The sequence below is a fragment of the uncultured Clostridium sp. genome (genome assembly GCF_963515715.1).
Taxonomy (GTDB): domain Bacteria; phylum Bacillota; class Clostridia; order Clostridiales; family Clostridiaceae; genus Clostridium_AW.
In genome coordinates, this window is sequence record NZ_CAUPZS010000007.1 from 89,734 (window position 1) to 113,682 (window position 23,949).

General features: G+C 29.6%; 24 protein-coding genes and 1 tRNA gene. 10 read left to right on the plus strand and 15 right to left on the minus strand.

All coding sequences use genetic code 11. The annotated features are described in order from the left end of the window. Positions 1-59: 59 nt before the first annotated feature. The 6 genes from rlmH to RYO54_RS07570 all read right to left on the minus strand — a co-directional run bounded on the left by rlmH (position 60) and on the right by RYO54_RS07570 (position 4,223). Positions 60-539: a 23S rRNA (pseudouridine(1915)-N(3))-methyltransferase RlmH gene (rlmH, locus tag RYO54_RS07545; RefSeq protein WP_315117192.1), complete on the minus strand. Its 480-nt coding sequence runs from the start codon at positions 537-539 to the stop codon at positions 60-62. Positions 540-629: 90 nt separating this feature from the next. Then, positions 630-1,130 (minus strand): SEC-C metal-binding domain-containing protein, encoded by a 501-nt coding sequence (locus RYO54_RS07550; RefSeq protein ID WP_315117194.1) that lies wholly within the window; start codon positions 1,128-1,130, stop codon positions 630-632. 90 nt (positions 1,131-1,220) lie between these two features. Continuing rightward, positions 1,221-1,787 carry a GerMN domain-containing protein gene (locus RYO54_RS07555; protein ID WP_315117256.1) on the minus strand — a complete coding sequence of 189 codons (567 nt, stop codon included), beginning with the start codon at positions 1,785-1,787 and terminating at the stop codon, positions 1,221-1,223. 15 nt (positions 1,788-1,802) lie between these two features. After that, the gene (locus RYO54_RS07560) at positions 1,803-2,588 is read right to left on the minus strand and encodes an MBL fold metallo-hydrolase (RefSeq protein ID WP_315117196.1); all 786 of its coding nucleotides are present in this window, start codon (positions 2,586-2,588) and stop codon (positions 1,803-1,805) included. 13 nt (positions 2,589-2,601) lie between these two features. After that, positions 2,602-3,861 (minus strand): UDP-N-acetylglucosamine 1-carboxyvinyltransferase, encoded by a 1,260-nt coding sequence (locus RYO54_RS07565; protein ID WP_315117198.1) that lies wholly within the window; start codon positions 3,859-3,861, stop codon positions 2,602-2,604. A gap of 203 nt (positions 3,862-4,064) precedes the next feature. Beyond that, positions 4,065-4,223, minus strand: coding sequence for a DUF1540 domain-containing protein (locus RYO54_RS07570; RefSeq protein WP_315117200.1), 159 nt, complete (start codon positions 4,221-4,223; stop codon positions 4,065-4,067). Between the two features lie 132 nt (positions 4,224-4,355). Between RYO54_RS07570 and RYO54_RS07575 the strand changes: the two genes are divergently transcribed. Beyond that, positions 4,356-4,904, plus strand: coding sequence for a 2'-5' RNA ligase family protein (locus RYO54_RS07575; protein WP_315117202.1), 549 nt, complete (start codon positions 4,356-4,358; stop codon positions 4,902-4,904). Positions 4,905-4,957: 53 nt separating this feature from the next. On the opposite strand, the gene RYO54_RS07580 is transcribed toward RYO54_RS07575, so the two are convergent. After that, on the minus strand, positions 4,958-6,856 hold the full coding sequence (locus RYO54_RS07580; protein WP_315117203.1) for a glutamine synthetase: 1,899 nt from the start codon (positions 6,854-6,856) through the stop codon (positions 4,958-4,960). Positions 6,857-7,077: 221 nt separating this feature from the next. On the opposite strand from RYO54_RS07580, the gene RYO54_RS07585 reads away from it, so the two are divergent. Together RYO54_RS07585 and RYO54_RS07590 are read left to right on the plus strand one after the other, a co-directional pair. After that, positions 7,078-7,455, plus strand: a complete 378-nt coding sequence (locus RYO54_RS07585) for a DUF3783 domain-containing protein (protein WP_315117204.1) — start codon at positions 7,078-7,080, stop codon at positions 7,453-7,455. 2 nt (positions 7,456-7,457) lie between these two features. Continuing rightward, entirely contained in the window at positions 7,458-8,123 is a 666-nt protein-coding gene (locus RYO54_RS07590; RefSeq protein WP_315117205.1) for a helix-turn-helix domain-containing protein, read from the plus strand. 280 nt (positions 8,124-8,403) lie between these two features. Here RYO54_RS07590 and RYO54_RS07595 read toward each other — a convergent pair whose 3' ends face one another. Then, the gene (locus RYO54_RS07595) at positions 8,404-10,182 is read right to left on the minus strand and encodes a SpoIID/LytB domain-containing protein (protein ID WP_315117207.1); all 1,779 of its coding nucleotides are present in this window, start codon (positions 10,180-10,182) and stop codon (positions 8,404-8,406) included. A 170-nt stretch (positions 10,183-10,352) separates the two neighbouring features. Between RYO54_RS07595 and RYO54_RS07600 the strand changes: the two genes are divergently transcribed. Further along, entirely contained in the window at positions 10,353-12,152 is a 1,800-nt protein-coding gene (locus RYO54_RS07600; protein WP_315117209.1) for a heme NO-binding domain-containing protein, read from the plus strand. A 23-nt stretch (positions 12,153-12,175) separates the two neighbouring features. Here RYO54_RS07600 and RYO54_RS07605 read toward each other — a convergent pair whose 3' ends face one another. Beyond that, complete coding sequence (locus tag RYO54_RS07605) at positions 12,176-13,216, minus strand: transporter (protein ID WP_315117210.1); 1,041 nt, start codon at positions 13,214-13,216, stop codon at positions 12,176-12,178. A gap of 127 nt (positions 13,217-13,343) precedes the next feature. On the opposite strand from RYO54_RS07605, the gene RYO54_RS07610 reads away from it, so the two are divergent. The 3 genes from RYO54_RS07610 to RYO54_RS07620 all read left to right on the plus strand — a co-directional run bounded on the left by RYO54_RS07610 (position 13,344) and on the right by RYO54_RS07620 (position 16,342). Continuing rightward, positions 13,344-14,459, plus strand: a complete 1,116-nt coding sequence (locus RYO54_RS07610) for a hypothetical protein (RefSeq protein WP_315117211.1) — start codon at positions 13,344-13,346, stop codon at positions 14,457-14,459. An 88-nt stretch (positions 14,460-14,547) separates the two neighbouring features. Continuing rightward, a complete protein-coding gene (locus RYO54_RS07615) occupies positions 14,548-15,480 on the plus strand; it encodes a TIGR01212 family radical SAM protein (RefSeq protein ID WP_315117213.1) in 933 nt (310 codons plus the stop codon). A gap of 163 nt (positions 15,481-15,643) precedes the next feature. Beyond that, entirely contained in the window at positions 15,644-16,342 is a 699-nt protein-coding gene (locus tag RYO54_RS07620) for a 2-phosphosulfolactate phosphatase family protein (protein WP_315117215.1), read from the plus strand. 81 nt (positions 16,343-16,423) lie between these two features. On the opposite strand, the gene RYO54_RS07625 is transcribed toward RYO54_RS07620, so the two are convergent. From RYO54_RS07625 to murC, 6 genes are all read right to left on the minus strand, one after another. Then, a complete protein-coding gene (locus tag RYO54_RS07625; protein ID WP_315117218.1) occupies positions 16,424-16,612 on the minus strand; it encodes a hypothetical protein in 189 nt (62 codons plus the stop codon). 116 nt (positions 16,613-16,728) lie between these two features. Further along, on the minus strand, positions 16,729-17,382 hold the full coding sequence (locus tag RYO54_RS07630) for an HAD family phosphatase (protein WP_315117219.1): 654 nt from the start codon (positions 17,380-17,382) through the stop codon (positions 16,729-16,731). 86 nt (positions 17,383-17,468) lie between these two features. Next, entirely contained in the window at positions 17,469-18,815 is a 1,347-nt protein-coding gene (locus RYO54_RS07635; RefSeq protein WP_315117221.1) for a [Fe-Fe] hydrogenase large subunit C-terminal domain-containing protein, read from the minus strand. 299 nt (positions 18,816-19,114) lie between these two features. Next, a tRNA-Pro gene (locus tag RYO54_RS07640) sits at positions 19,115-19,190 on the minus strand. A 73-nt stretch (positions 19,191-19,263) separates the two neighbouring features. After that, entirely contained in the window at positions 19,264-19,581 is a 318-nt protein-coding gene (locus RYO54_RS07645) for a hypothetical protein (protein ID WP_315117223.1), read from the minus strand. Between the two features lie 85 nt (positions 19,582-19,666). Continuing rightward, positions 19,667-21,046: a UDP-N-acetylmuramate--L-alanine ligase gene (murC, locus tag RYO54_RS07650; RefSeq protein WP_315117225.1), complete on the minus strand. Its 1,380-nt coding sequence runs from the start codon at positions 21,044-21,046 to the stop codon at positions 19,667-19,669. A 196-nt stretch (positions 21,047-21,242) separates the two neighbouring features. Between murC and purR the strand changes: the two genes are divergently transcribed. The 3 genes from purR to glmU all read left to right on the plus strand — a co-directional run bounded on the left by purR (position 21,243) and on the right by glmU (position 23,945). After that, the gene (gene purR / locus RYO54_RS07655) at positions 21,243-22,061 is read left to right on the plus strand and encodes a pur operon repressor (protein ID WP_315117227.1); all 819 of its coding nucleotides are present in this window, start codon (positions 21,243-21,245) and stop codon (positions 22,059-22,061) included. A gap of 99 nt (positions 22,062-22,160) precedes the next feature. Then, positions 22,161-22,442 carry a septation regulator SpoVG gene (gene spoVG / locus RYO54_RS07660; protein WP_315117228.1) on the plus strand — a complete coding sequence of 94 codons (282 nt, stop codon included), beginning with the start codon at positions 22,161-22,163 and terminating at the stop codon, positions 22,440-22,442. A 132-nt stretch (positions 22,443-22,574) separates the two neighbouring features. Continuing rightward, positions 22,575-23,945: a bifunctional UDP-N-acetylglucosamine diphosphorylase/glucosamine-1-phosphate N-acetyltransferase GlmU gene (gene glmU / locus RYO54_RS07665; RefSeq protein WP_315117230.1), complete on the plus strand. Its 1,371-nt coding sequence runs from the start codon at positions 22,575-22,577 to the stop codon at positions 23,943-23,945. The last annotated feature ends 4 nt before the right edge of the window (positions 23,946-23,949 follow it).

The following is a 23,949-nucleotide window of genomic DNA, read 5'->3' on the forward strand; positions in this document are numbered from 1 at the left end:
TTTTAAATGCAATTCATAAGAAATTATTATTTTCTATAAAAGTTTAGCAAAAACCTACGTCATTTATGGTACGGTTCGCCTTTCATAATTCTATATCCTCTATATATTTGCTCTAATAGCATTACTTTAAATAGTTGATGGGGAAAGGTCATTTTTGAAAAGCAAAGCTTGTAGTTTGCTCTATTTAAAACTTGAGGGGATAGTCCTAAGGATCCTCCGATAACAAAAGTTAGGTTACTTTCTCCCTTAACTCCCAGATTATTTATGAAGTTTGAAAAAGATACGGAAGTAAGCTCTTTGCCATTTAAATCTAAGGCTATTACAAACATATTATCCTTTATACTTCTTAATATTAAATCTCCCTCTTTTTCTTTTATTTGAAGTTCTTCTTTTTCAGAAGCATTATCTGGAGTTTTTTCATCGGGAAGTTCTATCATATCTAATTTACAGTATCTGCCTAGTCTTTTTGAGTATTCTCCTACGGCATCTTTTAAGTACTTTTCCTTAATCTTGCCTACAGAAATAATAGTTATATTCATAATTTATCACCTGATTTTTATAAAAATTAATTTAAAAAGGGCTGCATAAATGCCAGCCCCAGTATATTATTTACTTATAATATTTAATTATTAGTTATTTCCACAACATTTTTTGTATTTTTTACCACTGCCACAAGAACAAGGGTCATTTCTTCCTATTTTATTATCATTTACTACAGTTTTTGTGTCTTTCCACTGATTACGTATTTCTTTTCTTTTTTCTATAGAGAAGATAGCTTCCCATTGTGGAAGTTCATATAAATAATCAGCTTTTGCATCTAACATGTTAAAATATAATTTTTCAAAGTCAATATCTAAACTCACTTCTGAGTTTTCATCTAGTGTATCAAGGTCTAATGGGGTTTTAAGGCTATCATTTACTCCGTCAAGAAAACCTATGAAGAAAATTGTAGGAGTATTATACTTATCAGCTAATTCCTTTAAAACTCCAACAACTTGGCCATTATGTTCAGCTAAAACTTGAGTATAGATACTTTTTTCAATAGCGCCGTATTCTTTCCAAAAGGCTGCCTCCCCTTTTGTTCTAACATAATCTACAACCATATCTGTCCATTGCTTATATAAACTCATATACATTTCTCCTTTAGTAAAAGTTTTTAATTTACAATATTATAATAGAAAATTATCTTACATTCAATAAATAATATTAAATTTCAGTTTTTATTTAAGCTTCGCATTATCCATATCATTTCTTCCAAGAGGATTAGATAGGTTATAATTTCCACCCAAAGTTTTTATATCCTCGTTATCTACTAGAAATTTTACTTTTTCTATAGAAGGTATTGTGGTTAATGACCAAATAATACTTTTTAAAGAAGCCTCTTCTTTGGTTGATGACATATTGGTGATAGCTTCTTTACTGAAATTAACATAAGCTATTTTATCAGTTATAGAAAAAGATATTAATCTAGTTTCCTTTGGCAAAATTGGTTTTAGTTTACTATTAACGGTTGGACCTTTAATAAGTTCAAGCATAATAATTTCACCAAGAAGTTCATCATTTTTTATTAGTCTCTCCTCCACGGCTATTTCCGAGGCTTTGTTATTTTTTGATGCATCAAAATATAGATGCAGTTCTACCGTATTATCTTTATCATTAGTAAGATTTAGCTTTTCAATTTTTTGCTTATTCTGTTTGCTAAGCTTATCCCTCTTTTCGCAAGAAGTTAATGCGACTGACGAAACAATTAAAGTAGAACATAAAACAATACTGATAATACCTTTCATACTATTCACCTTTCTTTAAAATTCGATATAGTCACTAGGCATATCCCTTTTAGCCATGAAAATTTTTATATCTTTATCTAATATTACATCATTTTCTAAGAGTATGTTTATTACAGTTTGATATGCTAATTCTGGATAATTATTGGTCTTGCTTAAATGTCCTAACATTACTTTTTTTTCTTTGTTTCCCAATATTTTAAGTAGGGCTTTTCCACAATCTTCGTTAGATAGATGGCCTATACTGCTTAAAATTCTCCTTTTTAAAGGATAAGGGTATGGACCGAATTTTAACATCTCTACATCATGATTGCTTTCTAACAATATTGCATCAGCATCTTTTAAAATATTCTCTACTTCTGATGAAAAATGACCCAAATCTGTGGCTAAACAAAACTTTTTTCCTTTGTGATATACAGCATATCCCTGAGGATAAGCTGCATCATGAGGTATTTTATAACTCATGATTTCCATATCTTTAATTGTAATATTATTGCTATCAATGAATTTAATATTATCTTCTTTGATTTTTCCTATGCTACACATCATCGCTTCCCAAGTATGGGGATGGGTATATATAGGAATATTATATTTTCTAGAAAGAACTCCAACTCCTTTAGTATGGTCAGAATGTTCATGTGTTACTAAAATAGCATCTATTTCTTCAGGAGATTCCCCTATTGAGCATAGAGCTTTTTCTATACTTTTTCCAGGAAGCCCAGCATCTATTAGTATCTTGCCTTTTTCAGAAGACACAAAAATACTATTTCCACTGCTTCCGCTATATAACGAACAAAAATGCATAATATTCTCCACCTTATTTAACAGTAACTCTTTTTATATCAGCACCTAAGGCATTAAATTTATTTTCGATATGTGGGTACCCTCTATCTATATGATCTATATCTAATACCTCAGTAGTTCCTTCTGCAATTAAACCTGCTATTATCATAGCAGCTCCTGCCCTTAAATCTGTCGCTTTCACTATAGCGCCGGTGAGTCTATTTACACCATCAATAATTGCAGTTCGACCTTCTACCTTAACATTAGCACCCATTTTTTTCAATTCATCTACATGCTTAAATCTGCTTTCCCATATACTCTCATTAATAAGACTTCTTCCTTCAGATATACATAGAAGAGTGCTCATCGGTTGTTGAACATCCGTTGGGAAACCAGGATAAGGTAAAGTTTTCACATTTACACCTTTTAAATTTTTATTGGAGTTAACGGTAACAGAATCACCGTTTTCCAAAACTTCTACACCCATTTCTACAAGTTTTGCAGTAATAGATTCTAAATGCTTTGGTATTACATTGTTTATGGTAACTTTACCACCACAGGCAGCGGCTGCAATCATATATGTACCCGCTTCAATTTGATCCGGAATTACACTATAAGAACATCCTTTTAATTCATCTACACCTGTTATTCTTATTATATCGGTACCTGCACCTTTTATATTTGCGCCCATTGAATTTAAGAAATTTGCTACATCTACTACATGAGGCTCTTTCGCTGCATTCTCTAAAACAGTAGTGCCTTCAGCCAGTGTAGCAGCTAGCATAAGATTAATTGTAGCGCCAACACTTACTACGTCAAGAAAAATATTTGTACCAATGAGCTTTTCAGCTTCGACATAAACAGAACCATGTTCAATAGTAACTTTAGCTCCTAAAGCTTCAAAACCTTTGATATGTTGATCTATTGGCCTTACACCTATAGAGCAACCACCAGGCATTTCAACTCGAGCCTTTTTAAATCTTCCGAGTAATGCGCCTATTAAATAGTAAGAAGCTCTCATTTTTCTAACATCTTCTGTATTAGCATTGTAGCTATTTAAACATGAACTATCAATAATTGCTGAGTTATCAGATATTTTAACCTTGCAACCCAGGCTTTCTATTATTCTTTCTATACAATGAACGTCATCAATATCTGGAATATTATCTATAGTACAAACTCCTGAAGCAGCCATTATAGCTGCTGGAAGAATTGCCACAGCAGCGTTTTTTGCTCCACTAATATCTATTTTACCATTTAGGGATCTACCACCATTTATAACTAATTTCTCCATTCCCCGCATCCATCCTTATCTACGAATTTATTAATCTATCTATATATTGAACTTACATGCGTAAACTTATACTCATTTTACTACAAAGTATATTATATCATAATTCCATATTATTTTAACACTAAAATTTAAAATGTGAATAGCTAAAAAAGAAATAAATCAAAAATCCCAAAGGTAAATTTATCCTTTGGGATTTTCATTTGCTAATCTTTTTTAAAACTAGAGCAATCAGTACATTTTATAGTTGTTGCTACAGGTTCATGTTTTGAAACTTTAATTTGATCTAAAGTGCAATAGTCATCCTGCTTATAATGGAATTTGCACTCATTAACTGTACATGCTATACTATTATTATGTTTCATATTTAAAGTCCCTCCCATAAAATATTAATTTAATTGAATTATTATTATTATTTCACTGCGTAATTTAATTATGTGTGTAATAATATACTTTAATATGAAAATAAAATATGTTATTAAAATTGGGGGATAAAAATGAAGTATTATTTAGTAGGTTTATTTGATGAAGAATCTTATAAATACATGGAGAATATTCAAAGAGGTATATGTAGAAAATATAAGTTATATAAAAATATGCCTATGTTACATATAACATTAGAGGTTATAGAGGATCCTGATATAGAAGAATTGACCAGAATAGTAAATAATATAATAAATCCTTATAAGAAATTTAAAGTAATGATAGATGGAGCAATATGTTTTGATCCACCATACAAATCTGTAAATCTTAAATTACAAAACAAAGGATATATATCAAGATTAGCTAGGAAATTTAATGATACTTTAAAGTTAAGCAATTTTAAAGTAAGACAAAATATAGATAACTGGGATTTACATGTATCTTTAGCAAATACAAATTATGCTCAAAGAGAATGGAGTAGTAAAGAGTATTTAAATGCATGTGAAATGATGAAGGGAAAAAGTATAAAAGAAACAGCTACTATAGAGAGAATAGAATTGTGGAAACCAATTAATAATAGAAAAGAAATGGTAGTAAAGTCGTTTTCTTTAAGAGAATTTTAGTGGATAAATTCATAAAACCCTAGGTATATAAAACCATATACCTAGGGTTAAGTTTATATATCTAGTATATTCTTTTTATAACAAGCATAGTATTTTCTGAGATTAGTCATTTCTAAATCAAGCTCTTTTTGTAGATTCGAAAGTTCCTCATAATTATTATTATATGCAGCTTCTCTAATTCTTGAAAATAAACTTTTGTGATCATGAGTATCTTTCATTATATACTGTCTCAATTCGTTAATTTTCATCCATTTTGACATATCTAAATCTGAAGCAGTGTCTTTTGAATGTATCATTTTACAACTTCTAATCTCTTCTGTATAGTTATTTATAAGTCTATGGGAAATTTCAGTGATCCATCTATTTATAGCGGCTAACCTAAAACTATTTATTATCTTATCACTAAATATATTTCCAGCTTGGAGCGCTTTTAATTTTTCAGGATATTTAGTAAAAGCTATTAAATTTTCATATACAGTTGCAGGAGCCTTTCCAAAATATCTCTCTCTTTCTTCTACTGTAAAATATTCAAATACATCTTCTTCTGATCTATATGCTCTTTCTTTTTCTAAATATGGAACTTCAACACCAGGATTTTTAGATAATTCCATTAATAAATCATCCTGAGATTTGTTATTTTTTATAGCGTATTTTATTCCATCTAACATAGTTAAATAAAGAGTTGCTATAGCCAAATAAGTATTTGTATGAGGATTTGGAGATCTTAATTCAAACCTTGTAGCTAAAGAGTTCTGTAAATCTCTAACTACGCCTACAAGTACAGTTCTATTTCTAGAAGGAACTTCAACTGAGTGGCCAATAGAAGTAACTATACAAATAGGAGCCTCAAATCCAGGTTGTAACCTTCTTAAAGAATCATTTGTAGAAGATATAAAAGGATTAATTACTTCATAATTTTTCAATATCCCCATAAGTGCAGAATATCCGATGCTACTCAAAAAGTGTTTTTCATTGGTTGAAAATAAATTAAGCTTTTTTCCATTCTTTAATTTGAGAGCAATGCCAATATGAACATGTTTACCGCTACCTGCCACCCCATCTACAGGTTTAGCTAGAAAAGTAACATCAAGACCATTTTTTCTAAAGGTTTCTTTTATCATAGTTCTTGCGAGAAGCTCATTATCAGCACATTGAAGTGGACTTGAGTATTTCCAATCTATTTCTAATTGCTCCATAATATGAGTAAGATTTCCTGTGTCATCTAGTTTAGCTTTTACCCCTCCAACTTCTTTATGTCCCATTTCTGGACAAAGGCCGTAAGATTCCAATATCATAAGAGACTGCTCTAATGAAGTTCTAACAACGCCTTTTGTTCTAGTCCAATACTGCTCATGAAGAACTTGAGATGTAGATAACTCTTCTGTTTCTGCTTTATCATTAGGAGTTTTAACCCAAAATTCCAGTTCAGTAGCAGAAGTAACATCAATATAGTCGATATCATTATAATTAATTCCGAATGATGATAGTGATTCAGGGTGAGTCTTAAATAAGTCCATTAGAGAAGATTTAAAGAATTCAATGGAGTTTTTTAGTATATATCTTGAGTCTATAGGCTTATTATCATGATAAAGGTAGCAAGGGATGCGAAGAGTACCGATGGGTTTACCAGTTTCTAAATCTATATGCTCATAATTATAGTCAACAAACCAATTAACATCTAAGTCAGCAATCATATCTATTTTTCCATTGTTCAAAGATGCAATTCCTGGGAAGAATACTGATGAACCGTCAGTTTGAACTGAACCGTTTAAAAAGGTATCTATGTCTTCCATAAAAATTGATACAGGTATTTTTTCATCTGTGTCATTTCCAGCTAAATCTACACCTACAAAAGAAACAAATTTAATTTCAGAGTTAGAGCTAAATATTGAACGGAGAGCCTCTTCAGAGTGATTATCTTTGTGTATTACATAAATTAAGTCTTTTAACATATTTTACCTCCTTCGAACAAAAGTTTAGGATAAAATTTTATATTTCTGATTTTATAATTATATATGTTTGTTTGTCAACAAAAAGATGAAGGCGATATAGTCAGAAAATGTGAAAAAATTAAATAATATTGAACTCATCTTAATGTATACACTTTATTATTAAATACTGTATAATTAAGAGATAAAGGGCAATAAATGAAACAGAAAGGAGTGACTGTATGATGGAAAATAATAAAACTATATTAATATATGGATTTACGGAGAAAGAAAAAGAAATTTTGGAAAATTTGGTGAGCATTAAAAAACTTCCAACATATAAGGTAATAGAAAAAAAGATGTGCAATATGACTATTAATGATATTATAAATGGATTAAAATTAGAATTATTTAATGTTCAAGATTTACCAGAGGAAAAAGTGATACTTTTTAATAATTTAAGCGATATAGAGTTAGATAGGGCCATAAGTTCTGTAAGGGGAGTATTCAGTCCGTCACCCATTCTTGCAGTAGTTACCCCTACTTCTATTAAGTGGACATTTAAAGATTTATTAGAACATTTAATTGAAGAAAGAGAATTGTTTAAAAAACGAGGTGTTTAATTATGAGCAGAGTAGGAGAAAAAGTAAGACAGTTAAGAGATGAAGTTGGACTATCTCAAAAACAACTAGGGAAAAAACTTGGTGTTTCAGAAAGTTTTATAAATGAGATAGAACTAGGCAGGAAAGTAATTAACCAAAATTTAATAGATAGAATAGGAAAAGTTTTGGGTAAAGATTTAAATGATATTACTATGTCTTTTGAAGAAGAAGTATTTAAGAAAGAAGAAAAGAAGCTTAATTATGAACCAAAAAAGGAAAAGATAAACGAAGTATGGAATGAAGCCTTTGGTTCAGTATTAAAGAACATACCTATATATGAATATACATTAAATAAAACACTAGGAGGTAAGCAATTACCTATAGTAGGAAATAAAATTGAGGGATATGCTCAAGACAAGGTTTTTTATTTAAAAATTGAAGATGATGAAATGATAGGATTTAGAATCAGCAAAGGGGATTTAGCTCTTGCGGCTTCTACTCAAGAAGTAATAAATAATTCTATTTGCTTAATTGAAGATGCAGGCGAAAGAAAAATTAGACAAATTAAAAAGCTGGATAATAGCAAAATTCTTTTGATTAGCAATCCTAATAGTGTTAGGGCAGATACTGTAGATGTCAAAAGCCTAAAGGTTATTGCTAGACTTATAAGATTGGAAATAGATTTATAATTACTAAGAATAAAGATTAGGGCATATTACATAGCATTTTTAAGTTTTGCACAATAAATAAGTGTTTACTATAATTGAGAAAAAATTGGTAAAACACAAAAGAGCTAAGTATGTAGTGAAATAGCGACTTTTTCTGGAGCGGCTTCACTGCATGCTTAGCTCTCTGTTTCGTACAACAAATCATTTTTATAGAGACTTGCAACTGTGAGAATAATTTAGTCTATTTTTAAATTTTTAAAAGTATTTGTTTTAAATTATAATTTTCAATGCGTCGCAATTTTTAATACGTTTTTTCAAGTTTCACATCTTTATAAAAAGTGTTTAGTATCTCCTCATAGCTTGAACCTTTTTTAGACATTTCCATAGCTCCATTTTGAGTCATACCTACACCATGGCCATATCCTCCCCCATAGATTTTAAATCCTTCAGAGTCTTTTTCTATAGCAAAGAAAGAAGATGGTAAAAAATTATTATCGATTAAAGGTTCTTTTTTATGCCTTATTATGGGGATTATTTCCCCGGAAAAGTCTTTGTTGCATCTTATGGAACTTCTTATATTGTAATCGCCTTTAACATTTACTGTAGCATTACTAAACAAAAAAGAAATTTCCATGATATTTCCAAACTCACTTCTTTTTAATACTTTAATATCTTTTATATCGCCTAATTCAGGTATGTTATTGATCTTTGTATTATCTTGTAATATATCAATAAAAGCAGACCTTCTTTCGTGTATTAGCTTTAGTGATTTTTTCAAACTATTTTCCAAGGCATTTTTTGAAAAGTGAGCATACCATCTAAAATAAGGAGAGTCACTATCTATAGCCTTTAAATCTTTATTTTTATAAAAGTCTAACCATTCATTTTCATTGTTGGGGATCAAATTATCATGAATATAGGAACCTTTATAGTAATAGTCTTTATTCTCACTAGACCAATCTGCATTGAACCATACATCTTTATATGCTGTAGCCACTCCAGCTGAGCTAGAGTAATATTTTGCATCTATAGGCTCATTATTAAAAGTCATTATTAGCCCTTTGGTATCTAATACTGCTTTACTGGCTAATTCGTTAGTCTGCATATTATTGTAGACTTGGCTTTGAGTGCTATCATCAACATAAAAACCTAAATGTGCAAATCTATTTTGAAGCATATCAGACAATGCATATGTTCTAGCTGCTATAGCTTGACATTTTAAAGATTCTAATCCTCCACTTGAAGGCATTTCAGAGGGAACTACTTTGCATAAATAATCTTCCATGTTTACTTCATTTATTATATATAATGTGTTGTTATTGCTGGTAAGCTCTAAAATTCCAGAATAATTGGGTGTAAATTTAGGTATTCCTCTAGTGATATTGTCAATTCTAATGTTATTTCCCTTAAAGTATGTTCTGGTGGAAAAAACTTTTATGTTACCATTTATATTTAATGATATTTTATCATTTAAAGCTGATATTTTAATATTTGTACCCTTGGGTACAGTTTCTCTATAATTTTCTTTTAGATTAAATAAATCAACTTCCTCTAAACATGCTAAATTAATCTCATTATGTTCTAAAGAACTAAAGCCTGTAGTAGAAATACCAACTCTCATAATAGATAGGTCATAAGGGGTGAGAATAAAAGTTTTTATATTATTTTTTTTATTTAAATATGTTTTTATATTTTCTTTTCCTATAAGTATTTTGTCCTTTGATAGAGGAGAGATATTATTATTTTTATCTAAATAATAAAAACTAATTGAGTCATCAGCTTTTAATTCGCCAGATAGTTCAAAATCATAGATGTGGTTGTTTATTTTCATGACTCTTTCCTCTATCGGAGATAGAACTTTTACATTAAAGGTTTTAAAGAAATTATAATTGTAGTTTATTACTGTTCCTACAGGATAATTTTTAGCAAATTTAACTTTGTATAATTTTTCTTCTACATATATTTCAGAATAATTATCCTTAGAAGCAACAATTACAGCATGTTCTTTACTTCTAGGGAAAAATACTATAGTTAGAAGTATAGCAACAAGAAATATAACTGTTGTTATAAATTTTTTCATATAGACAACCTCCACATATATAATACACTATACTTTAAAATATTTAACTCATTAATAAATTATAATATTATATATTTTGTAATAATATGCTTTATAAGGTATAATTTATTTATTATTATATTTATTAAAATTTAGTATAAGGTTATAACCTATGAGGGAGGAAATACGATATGAAGGGTACGATAGTATCTACATGGTTAAAGACCTGTAGAAAGCTCTACGATGACGAAATTGTTAATAAAGCTATGGAATCTGTTGGATGGAATAATAAGAGGATTTTCACCCCTATTGAAACTGTTGACGATAAAGAAGTAAAAGATGTTATTAAATATATTGCAACAAAGAAAAATGTAGATGTAAAAAAATTATGGAGAGAGATAGGAAAGGATAATATAAAAACCTTCCATAAGGATTTTCCAGCATTTTTTGAACATGAAAATTTATATTCGTTTTTTAAATCTTTATTTGATGTACATGTTGTTATGACTAAAAAGTTTCCAGGAGCTAAACCTCCAATTGTTACAATTGAACCTATATCAAATAGACAAGCTGTTTTTACATATTCTTCAAAGAGGGGAATGTTTGACTATTTTTTAGGGCTAATAGATGGTAGTATGGAATTTTTTAAGGAAAGCATCAATATAGATGAAATTGATAGAACGGATTCTTCATTGAAGTTAAAACTTACTTTTGAAAAAGATATTTACTACCAAAAAACATATAAGTTTAACAAAATTCTTTCATTAGGATTCATTAAAAATATTGGTGGAAAGGTAGCTTTATTTACATTTTTAATTTCATTTATTAGCAATGTATTTATAATGGGTACAAATAATATAACAAAAGCAAGTATATCATCAGTCATAGCTGCTATAGCTTCTTTTATAGTAGCACAGCTACTCATGATGCCTAAGGAATTAATAAAAAATGAATTAGAAAAGATAAAAGAAAATAAATACTTAGAAGATGGGGATATAGTAACGGGAGATTTTTTTGAAGATTTCTTTAAGATTATAAAAGAATATAAGAGCATTATTAAAACAGATTTTGTCGGATTCAAAGGTGTTACTGACGAAATGAATAATTTTGGAGGCAGTATTAACATCATATCGGATTCTATGAGATCTACCTCAGAAGAGATCGAGGGAGTAGTAGAACAAGTGGCTAATTGTGCAGTTACTCAAGCTGAGAGTACACAACATGCTGTGTCTGTTTTAAGTGATAATATCGAGAATTTAAGAGGAATTGTAGGTAGAGAAAATATAAATAAAGGCGAACTTGAAAAAGCGTTAGACAAAATTAGCAATAGTTATGATAATGTTAACAACACAAGTAAAAATATTTTAGATACTTTAGAGAAATTCAAAGAAGTTAATAATAAGAGTTTAGAACTAGAAAATAAGGCCAAAGATATAACAAACATTGTGTCAATAGTATCTCAAATATCGGAACAAACAAATTTATTAGCATTAAATGCTTCAATTGAGGCTGCAAGGGCGGGAGAGCAAGGAAGGGGATTTGCTGTTGTTGCTGAAGAGGTAAGGAAACTTGCAGAGCAGACGAAAATAGCTGTTGAGGAAATTAACTCAAACTTAGTTACTTTTGCGGAAGAAACAAAGATATTGTCAGATAAAATAGGAAATCAGTATAATATATTGCAAAATGAAACTAAGAGCCTAGAAAATGTAAGAGATATAAGTTATGAAGCAACAACTTCTGTGCAATCGGTAGCAGGTGATATGATAAATACTATAAATGATTTAAATAAAGAAGCACATACTATAGAAAGTATATTTGAAAATATGGAATCTTTGGCTGCTATTGCTCAAGAAAACTCCGCTTCATCAGAAGAAGTTAGTGCTAGTGTAGCGAATTATACACGAGAAATTAAAAAACTGGTAGATACTATTCATCAGTTTAGAAATATTACTGAATCATTTAAAGAAGATTTAAGTAAGTATAAAATTTAGACAAGGGTTCCATAATGGAACCCTTATTTTTTAAAGTAAAATAAGCAGCATTGAATTAAGAAGATAAGGCTTATTAAACCAAAGGCAGGGTAAAGAAAAGTAATCAGCTTAACAAATCCAATTTGAGAAAGAGGAATAGCAATACACATTACTAAAAAACACCCTTTTTTATAAGAAATCTTAAAAGTTTGTTCCAATGTTTTGCTCACACTATATATATCAGACACCTCAGTAGAAAACATTTCAAACCATATTATTGTAAGCAATAGAAATTGAAGAGCTTTTCCAAATCTATTGGCAACATATAATAATGGTATTTCATATTCAAATATATAGGGCATATTTAACATTAAGAGTAAATTGATTATTAATGATAATACGGTCAAGCAGATTGCTCCAAGAGCAATTCCAGTAAACATGTATCTTTTTTTAGGAATTTCTTTTGCCAGTGGTACCATTACACCCGAAGCAGATAAAACATTAAAGCTACAATATAGTAAACTTGAAAGAAACCAATTTTTCTTATGAGTTGTGAGAGTTTTTACATATGAAAAGCTTGTGTTGTCGTGAAAAAATACATAAAGTATAAACAAAGTTATTATTACTATTGTTAAAGAAGGTACTATCAGTGAGTTTATTTGTATAAGTCCTTTAGTATCTTTAAACAATATAAACATTGCCATAATAGACATCAATATTATGCCCACCCATTTATTTAAGTTAAAGTATTGATGTATTAAGGCACCGCTTCCTGCCAATATTATAGCAGATCCACTTATTAGAAATAATGTAGTTATAAAGTCAGTAACTTTACCTAAAAGACCAGGGCTTACAAGTTGAATTAGTTCATTATAAGAATTCAACCTATATTTTATACTTAGATCTACAATTATGTAACCTGATAGGATATAAATAATACAGCAGATGAATATACCAATAAAGCTCTTATATCCATAAGTAGAAAAAAATTGAGTTATTTCTTGACCGGATGCAAGTCCAGCTCCAACAATAGTGCCTATAAACACGGCGGCAATTTGAAATACTAGTTTTATGTTTTTAAACAAAAAATTCTCCTCCCCATATTAATAAAAGCATTCCATATAAATATATAGTAAAATTTCAAAATAATGATTTTATATATAAAAATTTTATTTTTGAGGAAAACTATATATAGAAATGGAGGAATGAAGCGTGAGAAGAATTAAGAAATATTTTATATTTATTTGTATTTTCATATTTTCATTAAGCTGTAATGGATGCAGGAGAATCGATAAGAAACCAACAGCGGAAAAGGATATAGATAAAGTCTTTGATATTAAAGCAGCAGAAAACATAGTGAATAGTTATATGAACCGATTAATAAAAGAAGATTATGAAGATGCATTAAAGTTTTATTCAAAAGAGTTGGCAGCAAATTCAACGAAAACCAATGAAAAAGCTTTAAAAATAAGAGGATATAATATTAGTGAAATTATAGAACTAGGAAGAGCTGGACTTTTTAAAATTAAAGTAACCAAGATGAACAATGATACTCCTTATGCTTCCTTAGAGGAGATTACAGTCAAAGTAAACAAAGAAGGTGAAGATTATAAGATACAGGATATAAACACTATTATGGAAAGAGAAGCCTTTGAAAAGCATGGAAATTTAAGAATTAGAATAAGAAATAATATAGATAATAGTTTGTTAATAGATGATAGTGGTATACCTAGTTATGAATTTTCCAAAGATGATAAAGGAAAAACCAATAAAATATCAGTTCCTAAAGATAATTATGGACCTATGATATTTTCGTATAATGGGGATAGCATTGTGATAACTACATATAGCAAAGATAGTTATATTGCTATAGTAAAAATTGATGAGAGTATGACAGTACAAGGAGGAGCTGCAGGGCAGCCAGAAGGTCAAGGTCAAGAACCGGAGGGTGGTGGTCAACCAAAAGGTGGAAAAAGAAATCTAGTTAAAGAAAAACCTATAGGAAAAAATATCACGTCATTAGATTTATTAAAAGATTCTAAAGTAGAATATGTAATGTTTTCAGACAATGAAAAATATGTTCTTGCTCAATATAAAAAAGCTGAAGGAAAGAGCATAAGAGTATATTTTTCTGAAAATGGAGATATGATACCATATAATTTTGAAAAATATTATCCTATGGATAAGGTAGATGTAATATTTACATCCTTTGATAAGGATTTATTAAATTACGAAGTTATACCAAAGTCTAGTTCTGATAGGTCTATAGGTGAATTAATTGGTAGATGGCAATTGGATTTGAAGGAGTATAAGGTTAAAAAAGTATAATGTGAACAAATATTGAAAGGATTATACCTGTAGACTATAATGTTTATGGGTATTTTTATATTAATTATGATGAAATGGAGTTGCATATATGGAAAGTTTATGGGGAAATAAAAGATATTATTCATTAAATTATTTTCTAAGAGAAAAGTTTGGATGCAAGGTATATAAGATATCTTTAGATGCAGGCTTTTCATGTCCTAATAGAGATGGAAAAATAAGCAGTGGAGGTTGCGTATTTTGTAGTGCTAGGGGATCTGGTGATTTTGCAGGAGATAGAGGGTACTCAATATCCAGGCAATTTAATGATATTAAAACATTAATGCAAAAGAAATGGAAGGAAGGAAAATATGTAGCCTATTTTCAGGCCTATACCAATACTTATGCATCGGTTTCTGTATTAAGAGAAAAATATGAAGAAGCTTTAAGTCACGAAGGAGTCGTAGCTTTAGCAATAGCTACTAGACCTGATTGTTTAGGAGAAGAGATTTTAGATCTTTTAGAAGAGCTAAGCCGTAGAACTTATTTATGGGTAGAGTTAGGGCTACAAACTGTAAGTGATGAAACGGCAAAAATAATAAATAGGGGGTATTCTTTAGAGGTATTTGAACAGGCTTTGGATAACTTAAGAAAAAGAAAAATAGATGTGGTAGTCCACAGTATTTTTGGGTTACCAAAAGAAAATAAACAAGATATGTTAAAAACAGTTAAATATTTATCTTCTAAGGATATTCAAGGTATCAAATTTCATTTACTACATCTTATGAAAGGAACTCCTCTAGTGGATTTATATGAGAGGGAAGAATTTAGGTTCTTAGAGAAAGAAGAATATATAGATATAATATGTGAAGCAATAGGATTATTAAGGAGAGATATAGTAGTTCATAGGTTAACGGGAGATGCACCGAGAAGTTTATTGATTGGACCAAAATGGAGCTTAAAGAAGTGGGAAATATTAAATGCTATTGATAATAATCTAGAAGAAAGAGGAATATGTCAAGGATCATACCTTTCTTTGAAATAGAGATTATTTTCCCATGATTAGTGAATGGAAATAAGATTTTTGAAGTGATAAAATATTAATATATAATTTCAGTATTAAAATTTTTTAGTTAGCAATATTATTGTGGAAAGAAAGACAAGGGGTAAGTTATTACTTATTAATATTATAAATGGAGTTGAACAAAATGAAGATTGATGTTATGATTTCGGCTAATCATATAAACAAAGAAGAGGTTATGGACAAAACTGTGGTGGTTATAGACATTTTAAGAGCTACTTCTGTCATTACTACGGCTATAAACAATGGCTGTAAGGAAGTTATTCCAGTGATAGAAATTGAAGAGGCTTTAATAATGGCAAGTGAAGGTGAGTGCATATTAGGTGGAGAAAGAAAAGCTTTGAAAATAGATGGGTTTAATTGTTCAAATTCTCCGCTTGAATACACAAAGGATATAGTTAATAATAAAAGATTAATAATGACTACAAGTAATGGAACAAAAGCAATAAAAAGATGTGAAGGTGCTAAGAATATACTCATTGGTGCTATGATAAATGCCAAAGCGGTAAGTAAAAAAGTATTGAATTTACAAGAAGGTTTAGTAATAGTAAATGCTGGAACTTATGGACAGTTTTCCATAGATGACTTTATATGTAGCGGATATATTATACATTGTATATTAGAACAGAATCATCAGGTTGAATTAACAGATATTGCAAAAACAGCTCTTTTTGTATATAGACAAAGCTCTGATTTAAGCTTTATTAAAGAAGCAACCCATTATAATAGAATTGAAGAGTTAGGCCTACTTGATGATTTAAAATATTGCTGTAAAAAAGATATAATAGATATTGTTCCAGAATATGCGGATGGAAGAATTAAATAAAATGACAGTGGAAAGTTAAAGGGATTTTGCATAATAAAATCCCTTTTTATTCTCTACTGTCAATGAAAAATTAATTATATATTATATATCTTCTTTATCCTGTATTAACATATCATCCAATGATTTATTTTGTTTATTCAGCCTATCTTTTAATTCTTTATTTTGTTTTTGTAATATCATTATTTCTCTTTTTTGTATAAATATTTTATTGTTTAAATAATAGATTATGCATAGAGATGAACATAAAATAAGTAGAAACAGAAACCACATAAAAAGAATCTCCTTCAAAAATTACTTATTATATTCTATTCAATAAAATATTAAATCTACACAAATATAAAAGATACTTAGAAATCAATGTTTTCTAAGTATCTTTTATATCAATTTTACACTGCTTTTGTCAGTTCATTATAGTGGAATATAAATAAGTCTGCTAAGTTCATAATCTCTTCTTTTTGCTCATCTGAATATACATCGTGAACTCCAACTACCTTCATTCCAGCTGATTTTGCACCTATTACCGCAGGAAGTATGTCTTCAAAAACTATGCACTCCTTTGGATTAACTCCTAATTTTTCAGCGCACAAAAGATAGACATCAGGGAAGTTCTTACCTCTAGATACTTCGTTAGTTGTTGTTATGCAATCAAAATAATGAAGTATATCATTATTTTTTAAAGCTATTTGAAGAAGCATATCGCAATTACTAGTAGCTAGTCCAATTTTTACTCCATTAGATTTAAGCAAAGAAAGAAATTCTTTTGCGCCAGGTTTTAATTTTACATTACTTGAGTACTCTTTTAGAGCTATGTTGTTCCATTCATCCATTATATCTTCTATGCTATCTTCTAAATTAAATCTTTTCTTAAAATAGTTTGCAGTTTCATTAAAACTTAAATGTTCAATATTTTCTTTTAAATCTTTAGGCATAGGAATATTTCTTTTTTTTAAATATTCTACATCCACAGTATGCCAAACCCACATTGAGTCTACTAAAGTCCCGTCCATATCGAATATAGCACCCTTAATATTTTTTAGCATAAGCTTACAACCCCTTTTATTTAGATATTTACACAATATAAATAGCCAAGTTTTCTTGGCTATTTATTTAGACATTTATATTATAACTAAAATTCCCTCTCAAAGATAAGTATTTTTTCTTTAGATTTAAAATCTTCTACAGAATTAATATCTAGGTTCTTTAAAACTTCTATCATACAGCTACTATCAACAGATACTTTAATTTTTGAATTTTGGGCAAAGTCATCTACGGCATTTTTACCAAGTTCTTTTGGTATTATAACTTTAGGGCCACCAACACATCCACCAACACATCCCATGCCTTCAATAAAATTAGCGTTTATTTCACCTTCTTGAAGTTTTGATAATATTTTTTTGCATTCAATAACGCCATTAGCCTGCGTAGTTTTTAAGTATTTAAATTTATTAGGAAATAACCTCTCTATAGCTTCACTTACGGCAATGGATACTCCACCAGTACGGGCATATAATCTTCCACCTCTTGAAGCATATTCATCAGAAAGATCTTCTTCTAATTCTTCCGGGTGAATTTCATATGTATCGAATATATCTTTTAACTCTGTAAAAGTTAAAACAAAGTCTATATCCCCTAATAAATCTTTTTCTTTAGCCTCTGCTTTTTTAGCAACACATGGACCTACGAAAACTACTTTGCAATGAGGATTTATTTTTTTTAGTACCCTTCCAGCTGCAATCATGGGAGATACAGAGGGAGATACATTTTTAATTAAGTTATTATATACTTTTTTCAACATTCCTACCCACATAGGGCAGCAACATGAAGTTATCATAAAATCCTTTTCATTTTTTATAAAGTGGTCATACTCAACAGCCTCTTTTAAAGTAAGCATATCAGCAAAGAATGCTACTTCAACCATATCCGTAAAGCCTAGTTTTTTAAAAGCAGTTCTTAGTTTATTTATATTTACATTTTCTCCAAACTGGCCTGTAATGGCTGGAGCTACAGCAGCTATTACTATAGATTTATTCTTCAATAAGTTTAATAATGGTAAAAATTCAGTTTTATCTAAAATACCGCCATTTTTACAACTAGTTATACATATACCACAATCTATGCAAAGATCCCTATTTATATATATCCTATTGTCTTTAGGATCCCTCATAATAGCATTAAGTGGACAGGAGTCTTCACAAAGAGTTCTACCAGAATCTTTATGACAATTTTCATTACAAGATGAAAATCTTGAAACTACATGATGATCAGGGGTGTAGCTTTTTATTGCTTCTTCTATGTTTTTTATATAGTCTTTATTAAAATCAATCTCCACTCCAGAGAGAGAAGATACTATAAAAGCAAGTTTCTCCTTATCTATATTTTCGCTATCAAATAAATCTTGTAGTTTATTTTGAAAATTATCTTCTTTATAAGCCTTTACAAGTTCTTTAAAAATGGATCTGTAGTCATCATTCACTATAAATCAACTCCTTTTTACATTGTAAAATTTTCAAATATCAAGTGATTCTTAGCTTCAGATAGAGTTTGCTTAAAAGGAATACTTACTCCAACTGAAGCTTAGAAGAACTTATCCAGGGACGTAGCATCCGTTATGCACAGCATAAGAACTCTAAATCGCTGAAGCTCAAGAGTTCTAATATCTCTCACTTGTAGAAGATGGGAGTATTACGGATGGTAGTCATCGGATAAAAAAATAAAGCAGATGAATAATTCATCTGCTTTATTTTTCTCAAATATATTTTTTTTATTACAAATTGGTCGGGGTGACAGGGATTGAACCTGCGACCTCATGGTCCCAAACCACGCGCGCTCCCATCTGCGCCACACCCCGTAGATAATCATATTATAGTTTATTAATAGAGAAAAATCAATATGATTTTATGGCAAATTTAAAAAGGAGCAAATTATTTTGCCCCTTTTTCTTTATCTCCTGATCCACGAGTAGGAACTGTTGAAACTACAAATCCTACTAATATTGATAATAATGATGGAGTTACAACATTAACATAGGCTATATATCTAGTTCTGTATAGAACTAAAACAGATATAAGTGTAATTCCTACGCTTATAATAAAAAGATATATTACAAACTTTGCAAAGGAATTAAAGAATTTTTCATATAACCTATGCCTTGTGGGGCCACTTATTATATTTTTGAAAAAAATATAAGAAATAATGATTAGAATCAAATTTACTACTGCAGATATTAAAAAATTTCTCACAAGAAAACACCTCCAATATGACTTATAATTATTGTTACCACATTAAAGGTGTTTTACACTTTTAAATAAAATTTTTATAAATATTTTATTCTTTTAAAAACATTTCTCCTATTTTAAAGACATCTCCAGCGCCTACAGTTAATAGTAAATCTCCCGGAAGTAGATTTTCTTTCAGATGTTTAACTATATCTTCAAAACTATGAAAATTTACACAAGATAATCCTTTTTCTCTCATTCTATCCCCTAATATTACTGAACTTACCAATCCTTCATCCTTTTCCCTTGCGGCATATATATCTGCTAAGACTATCTTGTCCGCTCCATCAAAGCATTCTGAAAATTCCTTAAGTAAAGTGTAGGTTCTAGTATAAGTATGGGGCTGAAATACACATACTATTCTATTATGAGGATAATTTTTTGAAGCTCTTAAGGTGGCTTTTATTTCCGTTGGATGATGAGCATAATCATCTACTACAGTTACGCCATTTTTAGTACCTTTTAATTCAAACCTCCTATGAGTTCCATGAAAACTTTTTAAGCCTTCTGTTATGTGATCATAACTTATATTTAGCGCCAAAGATATTCCTATACTTGCCAAAGCATTTAACACATTATGTTCTCCGGGAACGTTAAGGTCTACAGTAAATAAATAATTATTATCTCTAAGTACTTTAAAGGAAGCACAACCGCTTCCATTATATGTTATATCTGTAGCTTGAATACATCCTGTATTTAAGCCATAGGTTATTATATTGCAATCTACGGATTGTAAAACTTTGTCCATTTTATCATCCTCAGCACATGCAATTAAATATCCATCATTAGGTATCATTTTAGCAAAATCTACAAAAGCTTTTTGAATTTCAGTTATATCTTTATAATAATCTAAATGATCTTCATCTATATTTAGTATAACCCCTATATAAGGGAAAAATTTCAAAAAGGAGCCTTTATATTCACAAGCTTCTGTTATAAAATATTCGCTATTTCCAGTTTTAACATTTCCCTCTATTATATCTAATTCTCCACCAACTAATATTGTAGGATCTAATTCAGCTTTTATAATTATGTGTGAAACCATAGAAGTAGTAGTAGTTTTGCCATGGGTACCAGAGATTGCTATATTATATTTATGATCTTTCATCAAGTTACCCAAAAATTCAGCTCTATCCATTAACGGTATATTTAGCTCTGATGCTCTCAATATTTCTGGGTTATCCTTTGAGATAGCAGCGGTGTAAATCACTAAACCTGTATTGCTATCTATATTTTCACTCTTGTGACCAATATAGATCTCTGCACCTTTATTTTGTAATATATTAGTTATATTAGAACTATTTATATCAGAACCTGATACATTATAGTTTTTTTCTAAAAGTATTTCAGCTATACCGCTCATACTTATTCCACCAATGCCGATAAAGTGAATTTTTTTATCCATACTTTTAATAAATTCTAGCGACAAAGTAATCAACTCCTTTAAAAATTAACTCCATTAAATAATTATATACAAAAAACACTGAAAAAAACACATTATTGCGATTTAATATTGTAAAACTTGTATAAAACATTGATTATATATAACATTTAGAATAAAATATGAATAATAAGATAATTATTTAATAAAATAATTCGTAAGAATAACGGATAGGTGATATATTATGGAAAAATTTACACGTAACCAAAGAATAGCAGCAATAACTAAAATATTAATAGAAAATCCAAATAAAATAATAAATTTAAATACATTTACAGAAAAATTCAATGCAGCAAAGTCAACAATAAGCGAAGATTTAATTGCTATAAAAGATATTCTATCAAGACTTTCTATGGGAAGAGTAGAAACTATATCGGGAGCAGCAGGTGGAGTAAGATATGTTTGTGGCATATCAGAAGAAGATAGCTTAAAATTTGTTGAAGAATTATGTATGATTTTAAAAGATAGAGAAAGAATAATACCAGGAAACTTTCTTTATGTAACAGATTTAATTTTAAATCCTTATATTATTCAAAGAGCAGGAGTAATTTTAGCATCGGCTTTTAATAGTTTGGATGTAGATTATGTAGTAACTGTAGAGACTAAAGGGATACCTCTTGCATATGAGGTTGCAAAAATGTTAGGTGTGCAACTTGTAGTAGTTAGAAGAGAAACAAAAGTCACAGAGGGCCCCACCGTTACAATAAATTATGTATCAGGATCCACTAATAGAATACAGAATATGTCTTTATCTAAAAAAGCTATTAAAGGTGGCAGCAACTGTGTATTTATAGATGATTTTATGAAAGCTGGAGGAACTGCTTTTGGTATAATTGACTTATTAAAAGAGTTTGACAGTAATCTAGTAGGGATAGGTGTATTGGTAGATAATATAAGCATTGAAAAGAAATTAAAGGAAGAATATGTTTCCATTGTAGAATTTGAAGGATTTGATTCCGACAATAACGTAATACTATATCCTTCTAAAAAGATAAAATTATAAAATTTTTAAATTTTTATAATTTTTTAAAAATAAAGAAGGAAAAATGAAAGTTATATAGAATAATATAATGTACATAAGCATCTCGGAGGTGGAGTATCTATGGAAATTACAGATGTAAGAGTTAGAAAGATTGCTGCGGAAGGAAAAATGAAAGCCATTGTGTCAGTGACCTTTGACAATGAATTTGTTGTTCATGATATAAAGGTAATCGAGGGTCAAAATGGTCTGTTTATAGCTATGCCAAGCAGAAAAACTCCAGATGGAGAATTCAAGGACATAGCTCATCCAATAAATACACAAACAAGAGAAAAGATTCAAAAAGCAATTTTAGACCAGTACGAAAAAGTTAAAGACGAATCAGAAGAAGTAGTAGATCAATAACAAAAGGAAAAGGAGTAGAAATACTCCTTTTTGTATTTGGGAATTTTCTGAATATGTTTAATAAGGTTGAAATTAATGCCCATATAAAATATAATTAAATAATGAAATAAATGACCTTGAAGAGGTGATAAAATGTATAGTTGCGCTGTAGTACTAGCAGCAGGAGAAGGAAAAAGAATGAAATCTACCACACCTAAGGTTTTACATAAGGTATGTGGTAAAGAAATGATAAACCACGTTATAGATACTTTAAGAGAAGCTGGTATTGATGATGTTGATATAATTATCGGAAATGGTGCAGAAAAGGTAAAAGAAAATACCATATCAAAAAATGTAAGTTATTCACTTCAAGAGAAGCAGTTGGGTACTGGACATGCGGTAAAATGTGCAAGGAATTTTTTGAAAGAAAAAAAAGGAATTGTGGCAATATTTACTGGAGATGCTCCATTGGTTACAGTTCAAACTGTTAGCAAGCTTGTATCCTTTCATCAAGCAAACAATTTTAAAGGGACAATGCTCACATCAATAGTCGAAACTCCCTATGGTTATGGCAGAGTAATAAGAGAAAAAAATGGAGAAGTAAAAAAAATAGTCGAACATAAAGACTGTTCTAAAAAGGAATTAGAAGTTAATGAGATTAACGCAGGCATGTATTGTTTTGATATAGATGCCCTTTTAAGTAGTCTTGATAGTCTATCTAATAGTAATGCTCAGGGAGAATACTATTTAACAGATGTGATTGAAATATTAAAAACTAAAGGTGAAAAATTAGGAGCCATGCCCGTTGCATTTGAGGAAACAATGGGAGTTAATTCTAGAGTTCAGCTTGCTGAAGTAGAAGATATCATGAGAAAAAGAATTAATAATAAGCATATGGAAAATGGAGTAACCTTCATAGATCCTAAAAACACATATATTGATTCAGATGTAATTATTGGAAACGATACTATTATATATCCTGGAAATGTAATAGAAGGGAAAACAGTAATTAAAGAGAATTGTATTTTATATCCCAATTCAAGAATTAAAGATAGTACAATAGAAGCTGAGGTTACAATTCAAAGCTCTGTTATATTAGAAAGTCGTATAGGTGATAATACTACAGTAGGTCCTTTCGCTTATATAAGACCGGAGAGTGTAATTGGAAAATCAGTGAGGGTAGGAGATTTTGTTGAAATAAAAAAATCTACTATAGGTGACCATACTAAGGTATCACATTTAACCTACATTGGAGATGCAGAAGTTGGAGAAGGTTGTAACTTTGGATGTGGTACTGTTGTAGTCAATTATGATGGAAAAAATAAATATAAAACTATTATTGGAGATAATGTATTTATAGGTTGTAACACGAATCTAGTATCACCAGTAAAAGTAAATAATAATTCATATATAGCAGCAGGGTCAACTATTACTAAAGAAGTACCAGAGGATGCTTTGGCTATAGCTAGAGCAAAACAGACGAACAAAGAAGGATGGGTAACAAAAAAAGCATTTAATAAATAGTACT

What these genes read in the sequence shown, in the direction of transcription:
- rlmH (WP_315117192.1), bottom strand. Translation starts at nt 539, where the DNA reads ATGAATATAACTATTATTTCTGTAGGCAAGATTAAGGAAAAGTACTTA.
- RYO54_RS07550 (WP_315117194.1), bottom strand. Translation starts at nt 1,130, where the DNA reads ATGAGTTTATATAAGCAATGGACAGATATGGTTGTAGATTATGTTAGA.
- RYO54_RS07555 (WP_315117256.1), bottom strand. Translation starts at nt 1,787, where the DNA reads ATGAAAGGTATTATCAGTATTGTTTTATGTTCTACTTTAATTGTTTCG.
- RYO54_RS07560 (WP_315117196.1), bottom strand. Translation starts at nt 2,588, where the DNA reads ATGCATTTTTGTTCGTTATATAGCGGAAGCAGTGGAAATAGTATTTTT.
- RYO54_RS07565 (WP_315117198.1), bottom strand. Translation starts at nt 3,861, where the DNA reads ATGGAGAAATTAGTTATAAATGGTGGTAGATCCCTAAATGGTAAAATA.
- RYO54_RS07570 (WP_315117200.1), bottom strand. Translation starts at nt 4,223, where the DNA reads ATGAAACATAATAATAGTATAGCATGTACAGTTAATGAGTGCAAATTC.
- RYO54_RS07575 (WP_315117202.1), top strand. Translation starts at nt 4,356, where the DNA reads ATGAAGTATTATTTAGTAGGTTTATTTGATGAAGAATCTTATAAATAC.
- RYO54_RS07580 (WP_315117203.1), bottom strand. Translation starts at nt 6,856, where the DNA reads ATGTTAAAAGACTTAATTTATGTAATACACAAAGATAATCACTCTGAA.
- RYO54_RS07585 (WP_315117204.1), top strand. Translation starts at nt 7,078, where the DNA reads ATGGAAAATAATAAAACTATATTAATATATGGATTTACGGAGAAAGAA.
- RYO54_RS07590 (WP_315117205.1), top strand. Translation starts at nt 7,458, where the DNA reads ATGAGCAGAGTAGGAGAAAAAGTAAGACAGTTAAGAGATGAAGTTGGA.
- RYO54_RS07595 (WP_315117207.1), bottom strand. Translation starts at nt 10,182, where the DNA reads ATGAAAAAATTTATAACAACAGTTATATTTCTTGTTGCTATACTTCTA.
- RYO54_RS07600 (WP_315117209.1), top strand. Translation starts at nt 10,353, where the DNA reads ATGAAGGGTACGATAGTATCTACATGGTTAAAGACCTGTAGAAAGCTC.
- RYO54_RS07615 (WP_315117213.1), top strand. Translation starts at nt 14,548, where the DNA reads ATGGAAAGTTTATGGGGAAATAAAAGATATTATTCATTAAATTATTTT.
- RYO54_RS07620 (WP_315117215.1), top strand. Translation starts at nt 15,644, where the DNA reads ATGAAGATTGATGTTATGATTTCGGCTAATCATATAAACAAAGAAGAG.
- RYO54_RS07625 (WP_315117218.1), bottom strand. Translation starts at nt 16,612, where the DNA reads ATGTGGTTTCTGTTTCTACTTATTTTATGTTCATCTCTATGCATAATC.
- RYO54_RS07630 (WP_315117219.1), bottom strand. Translation starts at nt 17,382, where the DNA reads ATGCTAAAAAATATTAAGGGTGCTATATTCGATATGGACGGGACTTTA.
- purR (WP_315117227.1), top strand. Translation starts at nt 21,243, where the DNA reads ATGGAAAAATTTACACGTAACCAAAGAATAGCAGCAATAACTAAAATA.
- spoVG (WP_315117228.1), top strand. Translation starts at nt 22,161, where the DNA reads ATGGAAATTACAGATGTAAGAGTTAGAAAGATTGCTGCGGAAGGAAAA.
- glmU (WP_315117230.1), top strand. Translation starts at nt 22,575, where the DNA reads ATGTATAGTTGCGCTGTAGTACTAGCAGCAGGAGAAGGAAAAAGAATG.